Below are 14,273 nucleotides of genomic sequence, written 5' to 3'. Positions count from 1 at the left end.
CATGGCTGCCAACGCGATCGACCAGACGAGGCGGATGCTCTCGCTCGTCACCTATCTCCGTGAGCGCCCCGGCGCCCACGTCGCCGATGTCGCCCGCGCCTTCGGGATCACCGAGGACGAGCTGATCTCCGACCTGGACGTGCTGCCCATGTGCGGCACAAGTTTCCGCGGCGGGGACCTCCTCGACATCGACACCGACGGCGACCGGATCTGGTGGCACAACCCGGACGACGTCGCCGCGCCGCTGCGGCTCGCCGCCGACGAGGCGACCGCCCTCCTGGTCGCCGCCCGCGCCGTCGCCACCCTGCCCGGGCTCCGGGAGAGCGACCGCGAGGCGCTGCTGCGCGCCACCGCCAAGCTGGAGGCCGCCGCCGGCGAGGCCGCCGGGGCCAGCTCCCGGCTCTCGGTGACCTTCGAGTCCGAGGGCGGCGTCTTCGCCGAGGTCGACCGGGCGATCTCCGAGCGCCGCCGCCTCTGGGTGCGCTACTACTCGCCCGCCCGCGACGAGCTCACCGAGCGCGAGGTCGACCCGATCCGGCTCTTCGCCGTCGGCCACACCTACATGGAGGCGTGGTGCCGGCTCTCCGAGGCGCGCCGCACCTTCCGGCTCGACCGCGTGGCCGAGATCCGCATCCTCGACGAGCACGCGGCGCCGCCCGAGCTCGAGCTGCGCGACCTCTCCGCGGGTCTGGTCCAGCCCTCCGCCGACGACCCCGAGGTCGTCGTCGAGGTCGGTCCCGGCGGGCGCTGGGTCGCCGAGTACTACCCGCACGACCGGGCTGACGAGCTGCCCGACGGCGGGCTGCGGGTCACCCTGCGGACGCCGGATCCGGCCTCGCTGCGCCGGCTGGCGCTGCGGCTGGGCAGCGACGGACGGATCGTCGCGCCGCAGGAGCTCGCCGACAACGCCAGGACGGCGGCGGCCGCGGCGCTCGCCGCGTACGAGGGCGAGTGACGTTCCCCGCCCGGGGGACGCTGTTACTGACGTGGTGACGTCGCTGACCTGGTGACCGGTGGGGTGACGGACACGGCGCGCCGAGGCAGGTGCGGACGGATGGGCCGCGCGGCCCGTGGCGCGTGGGGTGCAGAAGTCGAGAGATGAGGGAAATGTCCGTGATGCACGGTTTTACGGCGACAGTGGCCCCGGTCTTCTTCAAGGCCGCCTGCCCCGACTGCCGCTCCCGCTTCGAGCTCTCCGCGAGCGCCCTGCGCCTCGCCATCGGGGCCAGCCGCCGCACCACCTTCTACTCCTTCACCTGCCCCGAGTGCGGCAGCTCCGTCCGCAAACCCGCCGGAGAGCGCATCGTCGAACTTCTCACCGGCGGCGGCGTCCGCACCCTGCGGCTCCACACGACGGTCTGAGCGCCGGGCTCGACACGACGGTCTGAGCCCCGGGCTCGACACGACGGTCCGAATCCGGCGGGACACGGCCGCACGGGCCCTCCGGCCCCGGGCCACGGCCCGGCCGCCGGGCCCGCCGCTCCCAACGTCTAGGCTCAGCACATGTTCTGGCCCATGCTCGCCATCGCCCTCGGCTTCCTCGGCATCGCCGTCCTCGGCGTCCTCGCCGTCCGGGTCTTCCTCGAGGTCCAGCGCCTCGGCCGTCAAGTGGCCCACACCACACAGCGGATCACTCAGGCCGCCGACGACCTCGAAACGGCCGCCGTCGGTCTGGCCCGAACGGGCGAGTCCCTGCGCTGAGTCCGTGCCGTACGCTGCGTGAAGCGGCCCCGAACCGGGTGCGCGGGACGCAATCGGGAGTATGCACGGGCATTGCCCTGCGTTTACTCCTGCGGGTTACGATCGCAGACAGCGCGGTGGCCGGACACCTGTCCGACCCGCCGGGCACCGCACTCCATGTCGCCTCGGTGAAGAAGGTAAACAGCTATGGGTAGGCTCGGCCCCACCGAGATCATTCTCATCCTCGTCGTCATCATCCTGCTGTTCGGCGCCAAGAAGCTCCCGGACATGGCCCGCTCGCTCGGCAAGTCGGCCCGCATCCTCAAGAGCGAGGCCAAGGCGATGAAGTCGGACGACCAGCAGAGCGCCCCCGCCGAACCGCCGCACCCCGGCACCGGCACCGCCGCCCCGGAGCCCGCCCCGCGCACCATCCAGGCCGCTCCCGGTGACGTGACCAGCGCGCGTCCCGTGACCGAGCCCTCGGACACCACCAAGCGCTGACCCGGTCCGCCGCGGCCGCCGCACCATGCGGCGGCCTGCCGCATGAGATGAGGACGTGGGTTGCCCAAGTCTGCCCGCAAGCAGGACAAAGATCCCGAGGGCCGGATGCCCCTCGTGGAGCACCTGCGTGAACTCCGCAACCGAATGGCGAAGGGTCTCCTCGCCATCGTCGCGGTGACGATCGTCGCCCTCGTGTACAGCGAGGAGCTGTTGCAGTTCCTGGCGAAGTCGGTGCCCGAGTGCCCGCCGGGCGTCACCAGCAGTGGCGGTAACTGCGCTGAGGTCACCTTCGCCACGCTGACGGCGCCGTTCAGCACGACGATCCAGGTGTCCCTGACCGTGGGCCTCGTCGTCGCGAGCCCCGTGTGGCTCTACCAGCTGTGGGCCTTCGTCGCGCCCGGCCTGCACAAGAGCGAGAAGAGGTACACGTACGCCTTCGTCGGTGCGGCCGTGCCGCTCTTCGCGGCCGGTGCCTTCCTCGCGTACAAGATCCTCCCCATCAGCGTGAAGGTCCTCATCAGCCTCACGCCCGAAGGGGCCCAGAACCTCCTCTCGCTCGGTGACGTCCTCGACTTCAGCCTGCGCATGGTGCTCGTGTTCGGCCTCGCCTTCGAGCTGCCGCTCGTCCTGGTGATGCTCAACCTCACCGGCATCCTCACCGGTCGCCGGATGGCCGGCTGGTGGCGCGGCGTGATCATGGGCGTCTTCGTCTTCGGCGCCGTCATCACCCCGACCACCGACCCCGTCGGCATGATCGCCCTCGCCGGACCCGTCACCGCCCTGTACTTCGCCGCCGTCGGCTTCTCCCTCCTCAACGACCGGCGACGCAGGCGCGGCAACCCCGACGCCGAGCTCGACGACGACGAGGCCTCGGAGCTGGACCTGACCCCGCAGCCCGTCGGGGCCATCGAGCCGGTCGGCGCCTCCCGGGCCCTGCCCGAGCAGGCCACCGGCGAACCAGGCGCCGCCGTGCAGCGCGCGAACGGTTACGACGACATCACCTGACCTTGTAGGGTCCCCCCAGACTCCGTCCGGGGGGACCCCATGACCAGCGAACTCACCCTCTTCGTCAACCCCACCGCGGGCCGCGGCCGCGGCGCCCACGCCGCCCAGCCCGCCGCCCGCGCCCTTCGGGACGCGGGCTTCTCCGTACGCACGGTCGTCGGGCACACCGCCGACGACGCCCTGCGACGCGCCCGCGAGGCGGTCGCGGCCGGCACCGGCGCCCTGGTCGTCGTCGGCGGCGACGGAATGATCTCCCTCGCGCTCCGGGCGGTCGCCGGGACCCGTACCCCGCTCGGGATCATCCCCGCGGGCACCGGCAACGACTTCGCCCGCGCACTCGGCCTGCCCCTCGGCGACCCGGCCGCCGCCGCCCGCGTCGCCGCCCGGATCCTCGGGACGACGGGCGCCCGCGCCGTCGACCTGGGACGCATCGGCACCGGCGGAGCCCCGACCGGCGCCGCGGACCTCGCCGGCGAGACGACCGGGGAGCCACCGGGCCCGCTGTCGCGAGTCCCACCGGGGACGGGGCCGGAGACCACGCCGGACACGCCGCCGGGGACCTCGCCCGGCCCGCTGCCGCGAAGTCCGCCGACCGCGCGGCCGGAGACCGCGCCGGGGAATCCGCGACCGGCCGCTGGTACGGCACCGTCCTCGCCTCCGGGTTCGACTCCCGCGTCAACGACCGGGGCAACCGCATGCGCCTCCGCGCCGGACGCTTCACCTACGACCTCGCGCTCCTCGCCGAGCTCGCCGGCTTCCGGCCCGTCCCGTACCGCCTCACCCTCGACGACGGGCGGGTCGTCGAGACCGACGCCACCCTCGTCGCCGTCGGCAACGGCAGCTCGTACGGCGGCGGCATGCGGATCTGCGCCGACGCCCGCCTCGACGACGGACTCCTCGACGTCACCGTCGTCGGCGACTGCGACCGCAGGACCCTGCTCAAGGTCTTCCCCCGCGTCTACAAGGGGACCCATCTCAGCCACCCGAAGGTCACCACCTACCAGGTCCGCTCCCTCACCCTCGAAGCGCCCGACACCACCGGGTACGCCGACGGCGAGCCCCTCGGCAGCCTCCCCCTCACCGTGAGCTGCGTCCCCGGCGCCCTGCGCGTCCTCGCCCCGACACCCGGCGAAGAGCCCGGAGCGGGCACCTCCACATCCCCTCGATAAAGATCGCGTCACTGTCACAGGGGGCGGGTAGGCTCGAGAACAAGATGACAGAGGACCTCACACCAGCCGAGGCGTACGCGGCCGCCCGAGCCCGCAACGCCGATGCGGCCACCGCGCTGGCCCCCTTCCGCGAGATGTACGAGTTCGGTCTGGACCCCTTCCAGATCGAGGCATGCCAGGCCCTCGAAGCGGGCAAGGGCGTACTCGTCGCCGCGCCCACGGGCTCCGGCAAGACCATCGTCGGCGAGTTCGCCGTCCACCTCGCCCTCGACCAGGGCCGCAAGTGCTTCTACACGACCCCGATCAAGGCGCTGTCGAACCAGAAGTACGCCGACCTCGTCAGGCGCTACGGCAACGACAAGGTCGGCCTGCTCACCGGCGACAACAGCGTCAACGGCGATGCGCCGATCGTGGTCATGACCACCGAAGTCCTCCGCAACATGCTGTACGCGGGATCCCAGGCCCTCTCCGGCCTCGGCTACGTGGTCATGGACGAGGTCCACTACCTCTCCGACCGCTTCCGCGGCGCCGTCTGGGAGGAAGTGATCATCCACCTCCCCGAATCGGTCACCCTCGTCTCACTCTCCGCGACCGTGTCCAACGCCGAGGAGTTCGGCGACTGGCTCGACACCGTCCGCGGCGACACCGAGGTCATCGTCTCCGAGAGCCGCCCCGTCCCCCTCTGGCAGCACGTCCTCGCCGGACGCCGGATGTACGACCTCTTCGAGGAGGAGACCGACCACGGCGGCCGCGGCGCCTCCCGCCGCGAGGTCAACCCCGACCTCCAGCGACTCGCCCGCACCGAGAACACGCGCACGTACAACCCGCGCGACCGGCGGCGCGGCAAGATGGTCCGCGAAGCCGACCGCGAGCGCGAGCGCCGCCAGCGCTCCCGCATCTGGACCCCCGGCCGCCCCGAGGTCATCGAGCGCCTCGACGCCGAAGGGCTGCTGCCCGCCATCACCTTCATCTTCAGCCGCGCCGGCTGCGAGGCCGCCGTCCAGCAGTGCCTCTACGCCGGACTCCGCCTCAACGACGACGACGGCCGCCGCCGCGTCCGCGAGATCGTCGAGGAGCGCACCGCCGCCATCCCCACCGAGGACCTCCACGTCCTCGGCTACTACGAATGGCTCGAAGCGCTGGAGCGCGGCATCGCCGCCCACCACGCCGGCATGCTCCCGACCTTCAAGGAGGTCGTCGAGGACCTCTTCGTGAAGGGCCTCGTCAAGGCCGTCTTCGCCACCGAGACACTCGCCCTCGGCATCAACATGCCCGCGCGCACCGTCATCCTGGAGAAGCTCGTCAAGTGGAACGGCGAGCAGCACGCCGACATCACCCCCGGCGAGTACACCCAGCTCACCGGCCGCGCCGGCCGCCGCGGCATCGACGTCGAAGGCCACGCCGTCGTCCTCTGGCAGCGCGGTCTCGACCCGGACCACCTCGCCGGCCTCGCCGGCACGCGCACGTACCCGCTGCGCTCCAGCTTCAAGCCCTCGTACAACATGGCGGTCAACCTCGTCGAGGGCTTCGGCCGGCACCGCTCCCGCGAGCTCCTCGAAACGTCCTTCGCCCAGTTCCAGGCCGACCGCTCCGTCGTCGGCATCTCCCGGCAGGTGCAGAAGAACGAGGAGGGCCTCGAAGGCTACCGCGAGGGCATGACCTGCCACCTCGGCGACTTCGAGGAGTACGCGCGGCTCCGCCGCGACCTCAAGGACCGCGAGACCGAACTGGCCCGCCAGGGCGCCGCCCAGCGCCGCGCCCAGGCCGCCGGCTCCCTGGAGAAGCTCAAGCCCGGCGACGTCATCCACGTCCCCACCGGCAAGTTCGCCGGACTCGCCCTCGTCCTCGACCCGGGCATCCCGGCCGGCCGCACCAACGGCCACCGCGGCTTCGAGCACCACGACGGGCCCCGCCCCCTCGTCCTCACCGCCGAGCGGCAGGTCAAGAGACTCGCCTCCATCGACTTCCCCGTCCCGGTCGAGGCCCTGGAGCGGATGAGGATCCCCAAGTCCTTCAACCCGCGCTCCCCGCAGTCCCGTCGCGACCTCGCCTCCGCCCTGCGGAGCAAGGCCGGACACATCAACCCCGAGCGCCACCACAAGCAGCGCTCCGCCGCCGCCGACGACCGCGAGATCGCCCGGCTGCGCACCGAGATCCGCGCCCATCCCTGCCACGGCTGCGACGAGCGCGAGGACCACGCCCGCTGGGCCGAGCGCTACCACCGCCTCCAGCGCGACACCCAGCAGCTGGAGCGGCGCATCGAGGGCCGCACCAACACCATCGCGCGCACCTTCGACCGGATCGTCGCGCTCCTCACCGAACTCGACTACCTGCGCGGCAACGAGGTCACGGAGAACGGCAAGCGGCTCGCCCGGCTCTACGGCGAACTCGACCTGCTGGCCAGTGAATGCCTCCGCGACGGAGTCTGGGAGGGCCTGGCCCCGGCCGAACTCGCCGCCTGTGTCTCGGCGTTGGTGTTCGAGGCGCGTCAGTCCGACGACGCCGTCGCGCCCAAGCTGCCCGCGGGCAACGCCAAGGCGGCGCTCGGCGAGATGGTCAGGATCTGGGGCCGGCTCGACGCCCTCGAAGAGGAATTCAAGATCAACCAGGCGGAGGGGGTCGGCCAGCGCGAACCCGACCTCGGATTCGCGTGGGCGGCCTACCAGTGGGCCTCCGACAAGAGCCTCGACGAGGTGCTGCGCGAGGCCGAGATGCCGGCCGGCGACTTCGTCCGCTGGTGCAAGCAGGTCATCGACGTCCTCGGACAGATCGCGGCGGCGGCGCCCAAGGAGAACAGCACCGTCGCCAAGAACGCCCGCAAGGCCGTGGACGCGCTGCTGAGGGGTGTCGTCGCCTACAGCTCGGTGGGCTGACGGTCCCGCATCCTCCTGCGCAGGCCGAGTGCCCGTGGCGATCACGCCACGGGCACTCGGCCTTTTCCGGACATCTGATGGTCATACTGCACTCGTCGGCGCAGCGGTTGTCCACAGGCCGTCATCCACAGGGGTGGCGCGGGCGAGATCGTTCCGATTGCATGGACTCACAAGCAGGAAAGGCCAGTTGGGGAGGGGGCGTACATGACCACGCAAGCCGGTCATTCGCACGCGGGGGCGCAGGACGAAGGGCGATCCCACACCGGGACGCACACCGAAGGACAACCGGCAGAGACACCGTCAGAAACGCCGGCGGCAGCTCGAACCGCGGTTCCGGTTGTCGTCGACGGGCCACGAGGCATGCCCCTCCTCGGCAGCCTGCCCGCCTTCGGAAAGAACCCACTGGCCTTCTTCGAACAGCTCCGGGACCGCGGCGACATCGTCCGCTGGCGCTTCGGCCGCAAGCCCTCCCTCTTCATCGCCCACCCCGACACCGTCGGCGAACTCCTCACCGAGGTCGAGCGCACCTTCGACCAGCCCGACCTCGGCATCGCCTTCCGGACCCTCCTCGGCAACGGCGTCATCGTCTCCAAGGGAGCCGACTGGCGGCGCAAGCGCTCCCTCGTACAGCCCTCCGTCCGGCCGAAACAGGTCCGCTCCTACGCGGCGACGATGTCCGCTTGCGCCGTCGCCCTCGCCGACCGATGGGCCGACGGGCAGCACATCGACATCAAGAAGGAGATGGCGGCCCTCACGCAACTCGTCGCCGTCCGCACCATCTTCGGCGTCGACACCGCCGCCGACGCCGAAGCCATCGGCCAGGCCATGGACGTCGCACAGAAGGAGATCGGCGCCGAGTTCAGCGGCATCGGAGCGGTGCTGCCCGACTGGCTGCCGACCCCCGGCCGCGCCCGCATCAAGCGCGCCACCGCCGTCATCGACGCGGAGGTCTCCCGCGTCGTCTCCCGCCACCGCGACGGCGACACCGACCGCCCCGACCTCCTCAGCCGCCTCCTCGCCGCCCGCGACGAGACCGGCGCGCCCCTCTCCGACCAGGAGATACGCGACGAGACCGTCACGCTCTACATCGGCGGCCACGAGACCACGAGCTCCACGCTCGTCTGGGCCTGGTACCTGCTCTCCCGCAACCCGCGGGTCCGCGAGGCCCTTGCCGAGGAACTCGACCGGGTCCTCGCCGACCACGAACCGGGCTACGACGACTACGCCTCCCTCACCTACACCCAGGCGGTCATCAAGGAGACCCTCCGCCTCTACCCCACGATCTGGCTGATCACCGGCCTCGCGAAGGAGGGCGCCATGCTCGGTGGTGCGGCCGTCCCGGCCGGCACCCGTGTCTGGTCGAGCCAGTGGGCCACCCATCGTGACCCCCGCTGGTACGGCGACGCGGAGGCCTTCCGCCCCGAGCGCTGGATCGAACGGGACGGCGAACCCGCAGAGGAGATACCCGAGTACGCCTGGTTCCCCTTCGGCGGCGGCCCGCGCGTCTGCCTCGGCACCCGGTTCGCCCTCGTGGAGGCGGTCCTGATCCTCGCGGTCCTGGCCCGCCGCTACCACCTGGACGTCACCACCGAGGAGATCCTCCCGGTCCCGAGCCTCACGCTCCAGCCGGACCGCGACGTCCTGGCGACGGTGCGAGCCCGGGGCTGAGTCCGGACCGGAAGCGCGCCCGGGCGGCGACGGACGGGCGGCGACGGCCGGGGGCAGCCGGGGCGGCCAGGCGGCGAGGCCTGAGACGGCTGAGAAGGCTGTGATGGCTGAGACGGCGCAGAGGGCTGAGACGAGGCTGATGAGGCCGCCACCGGTCAAGCAGGCCGCCGATCGGACGCCAGAGCCGTCGCCAGGTCCCGGAGGCCGTCGGCGGACAGCACCCGGTCGCCGAAGCCGGGCAGAGGGACATGGAGAGGGGCCGTCCAGCGGGCGGGGATCGCGTCGGCGCCGTACACGGCACCGGCGAGCATCCCGGTCACGGCCGCGACCGTGTCCGTGTCCCCGCCCAGGTCGACCGCCGCGGCCACGGCCTCCTCGAAGGACCCTGTCGTGCGCAGCGCCCACACGGCCGAACCGAGACAGGGCCACACCGCGCCGTTGAACTCGGTGGCGTGGTCCGGGTGCCAGCCGGGCGTCAGGACCGTGGCCCAGCGGTCCCGGTGCTGCGGGGCCACCTCGGCGAGAGTCGCGGGCAGGGCGGCGAGCGGGTCCTCGCCGAGGAGGGCGACGTGGACCAGCTCGTGGAGGATCGCCGTACCCTCCCAGGCCGCGCCGTCGCCATGGGTGAGAGCGCTGATCCGACGGGCGGCGTCCATCGTCTCCGCCCGCCCCCGGGCCGCGAAGTACACGGCGGAGGTCGAGGCACGCATCAGCGAACCGTTGCCCGCGGCCCGCGCGTTGATCTGGAAGTGCATCGCGGCGGCCAGGTCCCAGGGGTCCCCGCCGAGCAGCACCTGCTCGGTCTGGAGACCGATGTCCTTGGGGTCGGCCGCGGCCCAGCGGCGGAACCGGTCGAACACGTCCGGCAGGTCGAGGCCACCTCGTTCGAGGAGCGACTCGCCGACGAGGACGGCCATCTGCGTGTCGTCCGTCGCCTCGCCGGGGTCCCAGCCGCCGCCCCCGCACAACTCCCCGACGCCGTCGGGAAACTGCTCCCGGAAGACCCCCGGGAGCCTGAACTCGAAGGGGGCACCGAGGGCGTCGCCGACGGCGGAGCCGAGGACGGCGCCCACGGAACGTTCGGTGGCTCGCATCCGGTCAGCGTAGTGCGGGTTCGGTCCGTCGCCGCGGCGCCCGGGTCGTCCACACCGCGCGGACCACCAGGAACAGGGGCAGCCCGAGAGGGGAGAGGAGAACCGTCAGGACCAGCAGGGGGCCCATCAGGAGGGGAGGCATGGCGAGGCGACGGGCCTCCCGGTACATCCACTGACCGAGCAGCAGGTCCCAGGCGATGACCTGGGCCCAGATCGCACCGGCTCCGTTCGCGAGCGCCACGAGATCGCGGAAGGTGTCGATGTCGGGGCTGCTGACGGCCGTCCACAGTTCCGGAGCGACCGGGACGGCGAGGACGGCCCAGACCACCAGGAGCGGCAGCACGGTCAGGGGCGAGGCCGCGACGCGTTCGGTGATCCGCCACGCCGGCGCGAAGATCATCAGGAGCCACACGGGTGCGGCGAGCAGGAACGTCAGCTCGAAGAGGAAGCCCGTCATGAGGTGACCTCTTCTTCGGAGGGGGCGGGGGTGGGGGAGGCAGGGGAGGGAGGGGAGGAGGGGGAGGGGGAGGGGGAGGGGGAGGGGGAGGGGGAGGCCCCCCGGAAGGAGAGTGCCGCGGCCGCCCCGCTCAGCAGGACGATCGCCCCCGCCCCCGTCAGCGTCGCGCCGTCCGGTGCGAACAGGGCCTGGCCGCGCAGGGCCTGCCAGGTCAGCAGGACGAAGACGGCCGTGTACGCGGCCGAGGCGGTGAGGGTGAGGCGGAGCCGTACGCGTTCGTCCGCGAGCCGGGCGAAGCGCGGTGCGAGCGCGGCCAGGACGAGCAGAAGCAGCGGGAGCAGCTGCAGGGCGTGCATGCCGAAGAAGTGCGGTATGCGGAGATCGCCGCCGTTGCTCGCCCAGCCGGTGAGTGGCATCGAAGGGCCGCCGTCCGGTACGCCGACGGCGTGGGCGCCTTCGATCGGCGATCGGTCGACCTTCAGTTGCTCCGGGGTCGGACGGACCATCAGGAAGCCCACCGCGGCGCCCGCCAGGGCGATCAGCGAGGACAGCCGGACCGCCCAGGCCATCGCCCGGTCGAGGATCCTGGCACGCAGCAGAAGGACCGCGATGACGAGTGCGCCCAGCCAGAGCACCAGGACGGTGGCGCCCATGAGTTGGAAGACGGTGTCGTCGAAGGGAGTGGCGTGGTTGAAGTGACTCCGCTTGCCGCGGATCACCTGAAGGGTGATGAGCACCATCTCGGCGGCGCCGGCGACGGCGACCACGGTTCCGGCCCACCAGCCGACCCGGCGGCCCCGGGGCAGCAGCGAGAGCATCCAGGCGAGCGAGAGCGCGTACGCCACGAACGAGACCGAGAACTTGAAGGGCTTGGTCCAGATCGGCACGCCGACCAGGATGCGGTCGTCGACGAGGATGCCGACGGCGGAGACCAGGGCGAGAACGCCCATGGAGACGGCGAACCAGACCAGCGGCCGATGGAGTCGCAGGACCGGATTCTCGCGCGATAAGGACATACGGATCCCCCCGTGAGAAAGTATGGATAGTGGCACTAGCCGCTATCTGATAGCGCCACTATCTATGATGGGAGTGTCGGTCGGCAAGGCCGAAGCAAGGCCAGGAAGGTGAACGCGCGGTGCGCATCGGAGAGTTGAGTCGCAGGACCGGGGTCTCCATCCCGACGATCAAGTTCTACGTACGGGAAGGACTGCTGCCTGCCGGGGAACTGACGAGCCCGAACCAGGCATCGTACGGAGAGACGCATGTGCAGCGTCTGCGCCTGATCCGGGCGCTCCTCGACGTGGGCGGCCTGTCGGTGGCGGCGATCCGCGAGGTGATCCTCGCGGTCGACGACCCCGAGCGGTCGGTGCACAAGCTGCTTGGCACGGTGGCGTCAGGGCTGGTGCCGCGCTACGACCGCGAGTCGCACGCCGGGATCGAGGACGCGCGGAAGAAGGTCGCGGCGCTGATCGCCGCGCGCGGCTGGCGGGTGAACCAGGACAACCCGGCCTCGGAGGCCCTCGCCGTGGCCCTCGCGGCGGTCGACGAGGCGGGCCACGGGTCGTTCACCGAGGTCCTGGACGCGTATGCGGACGCGGCGGAGCGGGTGGCGCGGGCCGACCTGGACTTCGTGGCGCGCAATGTGGCGCGCGAGGAACTGGTCGAGAGCGTCGTCGTCGGCACGGTCATCGGAGACGCGATCTTCTCGGCCCTGCGGCGGATGGCCCAGACGGACACCTCGGACCGCATGTACGGGCAGGCGACCTAGGCCCTGTCGCCAGACTCCCGTCTGCCGCCCTTCGGGCGACGACGGAGTCTGACGACAGGGCCTAGCGGCCCTGCCCTCGCCGGCGCACCCCCCCCGGGCGGGCGTCCCGCACACGAACGGCGCGGGGCCCGGGGGATCACCCCCGGGCCCCGCGCCGTGAGCCGAACCGCCCGGCTCCGTGCCTCAGTTCTCCTGCTCGCGCTCCACCTGGTCGTTCCACTCGCGCTTGATCGCGCGCCACGCCTCGTCCGACTTGCCCTGGCGCCAGTAGCCCGAGATCGACAGCCGCTCGCGCGGGATCTCGCGGTCCAGCCGCAGGTGGCGGCGGAGGTCCTTCACGAAGCCCGCCTCGCCGTGGACGAAGGCGTGCACGTCGCCCGCCGGGAAGTCCAGGTTCTGCACGGCCTCGACGAGTGCCTCGCCCGCCGGGCGGTCACCCCGGTGCAGCCAGGTGACGTGGATGCCGTCCTCCGTCGCGAACTTCTGCTCCTCGGCGGCGTCGGAGATCTCCATGAATGCGTGCACCCGCGCCCCCGCCGGCAGTCGCTCCAGCGCCACCGCGATCGCCGGCAGGGCGCTCTCGTCGCCCACGAGCAGGTGCCAGTCCGCCGCCGGGTCCGGCGTGTAGCCGCCGCCGGGTCCGAGGAAGCGCACCGTCTCGCCCGCCTGCGCCCGCGCCGCCCACGGCCCCGCGAGGCCCTCGTCGCCGTGGACCACGAAGTCGATGGTCAGCTCGCGGTGGACCGGGTCCCAGGCCCGGACGGTGTACGTCCGCGTCGTCGGCCACTGCTCCCGGGGGAACTCCTCCCGGATCCGGTCCATGTCGAACGGCTCCGGGTAGGCGACGCCCTCGGGGGCGAAGAGGAGCTTCACGTAGTGATCGGTGTAGTCGCCGACCTCGAAGGTGTCGAGACCGGGGCCGCCCAGGACGACCCGCACCATGTGCGGAGTGATGTGCTCGGTGCGCACCACACGCGCTTCGGTGGCCTTCGGTGCCTTACGGGGCTGCTCCGCCACGAGGGGCTCTCCTGACTCGACGTAACTCGACATAACTCGACGTACTAGGTACTTAGGTATGCCTAAGCTAGCACCCCGGGGCGCGGTCGACCCAGTGTGGCCAGATCTCGTCAGCGTTCCAGGACCGGAAGCAGACGGCCCACGGCCCCGCCGAGGCCCCAGCGCTTCACGAGGGCGTCGAGGGCCGCCGGGTCTCGGGGGGCCTTGGGCAGGGTCGCGTCGAACTCCGGCAGCGGTACGTCCCCGGCGACGCGCACCACCGTCGGCGCGACGTCCAGGTACGCCGCCGCCTCCACGATCCCGCGCCGCTTGGCCGGCGTCAGCCTCGATGTCCGGTCCTCGGCCGCCGCCCGTACGCCCGCCAGGTCCCCGTACTCCGTGATCAGCTGCGCGGCCGTCTTCTCGCCGATGCCCTTCACGCCGGGGAGGCCGTCGCTCGCGTCACCGCGCAGCGCCGCGAAGTCCGCGTACTGGTCGGGGCGCACGCCGTACTTCGTGCGGATCAGCTCCGCGTCCACCAGGTCGCAGTCGCCGACGCCCTTGCGCGGGTACAGCACGCGGACGCCGCGCGCGTCGTCCACCAGCTGGAAGAGGTCCCGGTCGCCCGTGACGATGTCCACCGGCCCCGAGGCGCGCCCCGCGAGCGTCCCGATCACGTCGTCCGCCTCGTAGCCGGCCGCGCCGATCCTGGCGATGCCGAGCGCCGCCAGGACCTCCTCGATCACCGGCACCTGTGGGGACAGGGTGTCCGGGATCTCCTCCTCGTCCGGTCCGGTCTCCGTCTCGACGGCGACCCGGTGCGCCTTGTACGAGGGGATCAGGTCGACCCGCCACTGCGGCCGCCAGTCGTTGTCCCAGCAGGCCACGAGGTCGTCCGGGTGGTGGTCCTGGACGAGTCGGCCGATGAAGTCGAGCAGTCCGCGCACGGCGTTGACGGGGGAGCCGTCGGGGGCCCGGACGGAGTCCGGCACGCCGAAGTAGGCGCGGAAGTAGAGGCTGGCGGTGTCGAGGAGCATGAGGCGTCGGGTCACCTGCTTGATT

General features: G+C 72.0%; 13 protein-coding genes and 2 pseudogenes. 10 read left to right on the top strand and 5 right to left on the bottom strand.

The annotated features are described in order from the left end of the window. Position 1 precedes the first annotated feature (1 nt). From ACIP84_RS22660 to ACIP84_RS22620, 9 genes and pseudogenes are all read left to right on the top strand, one after another. A complete protein-coding gene (locus ACIP84_RS22660) occupies positions 2-955 on the top strand; it encodes a WYL domain-containing protein (RefSeq protein ID WP_355960931.1) in 954 nt (317 codons plus the stop codon). 143 nt (positions 956-1,098) lie between these two features. Beyond that, entirely contained in the window at positions 1,099-1,362 is a 264-nt protein-coding gene (locus tag ACIP84_RS22655) for a hypothetical protein (protein WP_355960933.1), read from the top strand. Between the two features lie 141 nt (positions 1,363-1,503). Further along, positions 1,504-1,701, top strand: a complete 198-nt coding sequence (locus ACIP84_RS22650) for a hypothetical protein (protein WP_355960935.1) — start codon at positions 1,504-1,506, stop codon at positions 1,699-1,701. Between the two features lie 186 nt (positions 1,702-1,887). After that, a complete protein-coding gene (tatA, locus tag ACIP84_RS22645; protein WP_355960938.1) occupies positions 1,888-2,181 on the top strand; it encodes a Sec-independent protein translocase subunit TatA in 294 nt (97 codons plus the stop codon). 105 nt (positions 2,182-2,286) lie between these two features. Then, positions 2,287-3,186: a twin-arginine translocase subunit TatC gene (gene tatC / locus ACIP84_RS22640; RefSeq protein ID WP_401800029.1), complete on the top strand. Its 900-nt coding sequence runs from the start codon at positions 2,287-2,289 to the stop codon at positions 3,184-3,186. 39 nt (positions 3,187-3,225) lie between these two features. Next, positions 3,226-3,626: pseudogene (locus ACIP84_RS22635) on the top strand (diacylglycerol/lipid kinase family protein); the annotation flags it as partial. 189 nt (positions 3,627-3,815) lie between these two features. Further along, positions 3,816-4,355 (top strand): annotated as a pseudogene (locus ACIP84_RS22630) (sphingosine kinase); the annotation flags it as partial. A 44-nt stretch (positions 4,356-4,399) separates the two neighbouring features. Further along, a complete protein-coding gene (locus ACIP84_RS22625; RefSeq protein ID WP_401799725.1) occupies positions 4,400-7,228 on the top strand; it encodes a DEAD/DEAH box helicase in 2,829 nt (942 codons plus the stop codon). 360 nt (positions 7,229-7,588) lie between these two features. After that, the gene (locus ACIP84_RS22620; RefSeq protein ID WP_401799722.1) at positions 7,589-8,896 is read left to right on the top strand and encodes a cytochrome P450; all 1,308 of its coding nucleotides are present in this window, start codon (positions 7,589-7,591) and stop codon (positions 8,894-8,896) included. Positions 8,897-9,051: 155 nt separating this feature from the next. On the opposite strand, the gene ACIP84_RS22615 is transcribed toward ACIP84_RS22620, so the two are convergent. The 3 genes from ACIP84_RS22615 to ACIP84_RS22605 are packed head-to-tail and all read right to left on the bottom strand — an operon-like array spanning position 9,052 to position 11,397. Further along, positions 9,052-9,990, bottom strand: coding sequence for an ADP-ribosylglycohydrolase family protein (locus ACIP84_RS22615; RefSeq protein WP_401799721.1), 939 nt, complete (start codon positions 9,988-9,990; stop codon positions 9,052-9,054). A gap of 4 nt (positions 9,991-9,994) precedes the next feature. Next, complete coding sequence (locus ACIP84_RS22610) at positions 9,995-10,447, bottom strand: ABA4-like family protein (RefSeq protein WP_401799718.1); 453 nt, start codon at positions 10,445-10,447, stop codon at positions 9,995-9,997. Then, positions 10,444-11,397 carry a hypothetical protein gene (locus ACIP84_RS22605; protein ID WP_401800027.1) on the bottom strand — a complete coding sequence of 318 codons (954 nt, stop codon included), beginning with the start codon at positions 11,395-11,397 and terminating at the stop codon, positions 10,444-10,446. The genes ACIP84_RS22610 and ACIP84_RS22605 overlap by 4 nt, the downstream gene beginning before the upstream one ends. Positions 11,398-11,582: 185 nt before the next feature. On the opposite strand from ACIP84_RS22605, the gene ACIP84_RS22600 reads away from it, so the two are divergent. Beyond that, positions 11,583-12,215, top strand: a complete 633-nt coding sequence (locus tag ACIP84_RS22600) for a MerR family transcriptional regulator (RefSeq protein WP_401799716.1) — start codon at positions 11,583-11,585, stop codon at positions 12,213-12,215. Positions 12,216-12,398: 183 nt separating this feature from the next. Here the strand turns inward: ACIP84_RS22600 and ACIP84_RS22595 are convergent, their stop codons facing one another. Together ACIP84_RS22595 and ACIP84_RS22590 are read right to left on the bottom strand one after the other, a co-directional pair. After that, positions 12,399-13,232 carry a siderophore-interacting protein gene (locus ACIP84_RS22595; protein ID WP_401799715.1) on the bottom strand — a complete coding sequence of 278 codons (834 nt, stop codon included), beginning with the start codon at positions 13,230-13,232 and terminating at the stop codon, positions 12,399-12,401. Positions 13,233-13,342: 110 nt separating this feature from the next. Then, on the bottom strand, positions 13,343-14,248 hold the full coding sequence (locus tag ACIP84_RS22590) for a 5'-3' exonuclease H3TH domain-containing protein (RefSeq protein ID WP_401800024.1): 906 nt from the start codon (positions 14,246-14,248) through the stop codon (positions 13,343-13,345). Positions 14,249-14,273 lie beyond the last annotated feature (25 nt).

The sequence above is a fragment of the Streptomyces sp. NPDC088707 genome (assembly GCF_044752725.1).
Taxonomy (GTDB): Bacteria; Actinomycetota; Actinomycetes; order Streptomycetales; family Streptomycetaceae; genus Streptomyces.
This window is presented reverse-complemented; position numbering and strand designations above follow the sequence as displayed.

What these genes read in the sequence shown, in the direction of transcription:
- ACIP84_RS22610 (WP_401799718.1), bottom strand. Translation starts at nt 10,447, where the DNA reads ATGACGGGCTTCCTCTTCGAGCTGACGTTCCTGCTCGCCGCACCCGTG.
- ACIP84_RS22650 (WP_355960935.1), top strand. Translation starts at nt 1,504, where the DNA reads ATGTTCTGGCCCATGCTCGCCATCGCCCTCGGCTTCCTCGGCATCGCC.
- ACIP84_RS22605 (WP_401800027.1), bottom strand. Translation starts at nt 11,397, where the DNA reads ATGGGCGTTCTCGCCCTGGTCTCCGCCGTCGGCATCCTCGTCGACGAC.
- ACIP84_RS22615 (WP_401799721.1), bottom strand. Translation starts at nt 9,990, where the DNA reads ATGCGAGCCACCGAACGTTCCGTGGGCGCCGTCCTCGGCTCCGCCGTC.
- ACIP84_RS22660 (WP_355960931.1), top strand. Translation starts at nt 2, where the DNA reads ATGGCTGCCAACGCGATCGACCAGACGAGGCGGATGCTCTCGCTCGTC.
- ACIP84_RS22590 (WP_401800024.1), bottom strand. Translation starts at nt 14,248, where the DNA reads ATGCTCCTCGACACCGCCAGCCTCTACTTCCGCGCCTACTTCGGCGTG.
- ACIP84_RS22620 (WP_401799722.1), top strand. Translation starts at nt 7,589, where the DNA reads ATGCCCCTCCTCGGCAGCCTGCCCGCCTTCGGAAAGAACCCACTGGCC.
- ACIP84_RS22625 (WP_401799725.1), top strand. Translation starts at nt 4,400, where the DNA reads ATGACAGAGGACCTCACACCAGCCGAGGCGTACGCGGCCGCCCGAGCC.
- tatA (WP_355960938.1), top strand. Translation starts at nt 1,888, where the DNA reads ATGGGTAGGCTCGGCCCCACCGAGATCATTCTCATCCTCGTCGTCATC.
- tatC (WP_401800029.1), top strand. Translation starts at nt 2,287, where the DNA reads ATGCCCCTCGTGGAGCACCTGCGTGAACTCCGCAACCGAATGGCGAAG.
- ACIP84_RS22655 (WP_355960933.1), top strand. Translation starts at nt 1,099, where the DNA reads ATGAGGGAAATGTCCGTGATGCACGGTTTTACGGCGACAGTGGCCCCG.